The organism is Roseibacillus ishigakijimensis (genome assembly GCF_016595415.1).
GTDB lineage: Bacteria > Verrucomicrobiota > Verrucomicrobiia > Verrucomicrobiales > Akkermansiaceae > Roseibacillus > Roseibacillus ishigakijimensis.
Genome location: NZ_JAENIO010000136.1, coordinates 1 through 578 on the forward strand (window position 1 = coordinate 1; position 578 = coordinate 578).

Annotated in this window: 1 protein-coding gene; it reads left to right on the forward strand. The window is 62.6% G+C overall.

Annotated elements, in window-relative coordinates:
* The coding region (locus tag JIN78_RS16910; RefSeq protein ID WP_200393175.1) for a tyrosine-type recombinase/integrase at positions 1 to 578 on the forward strand (578 nt) is incomplete at both ends.

Consider the following 578-nt stretch of genomic DNA (forward strand, 5'->3'; position numbering starts at 1 on the left):
TGGGCCGCCCGTTACGGGCAGTGGGTGGGCTCGGCGAGGCGAGCGATGGACCCGCAGGCGGCCAGCCAGTGGCTGGGCGAGTTGGTAACGGTGGGAAAGAGAAGTTTTTCGACGCAAAAGCAGGCGCTCAATGCCCTGGTGTTCTTTTTCCGCGATGTTTGTGGGATGGAGGAGGTGAAGTTGGATGTCAGGCTGCGCAAGACCCCGCAGCGCATGCCGGTAACCCTCTCGCGGAAGGAGCTTTTTCGTCTTTTGGAGAAGATTGAGCCGCTCTACCGCCCGCTCGCGGAGCTCCAGTATGGGGCGGGGCTGCGGCTCAAAGAGCTGGTCCGGCTGCGAGTGAAGGATATTGATTGGGAGCAGGGTCTCATAACGATTCGGGGCGGCAAGGGGGACAAGGATAGGGTCACCATTCTGCCCGAGAAGGCGCGGGGGCTGTTGCGCGACCAGATTGCCTATGCACGCACCCTGTATGAGAGAGACCGGGCGGAGGGTCGTCCCGGGGTGGAGATGGGCGGGGCCTTGGGACGGAAATTTTCCCGCGCGGCGAAGTCCTGGGAGTGGATGTGGGTCTTTCC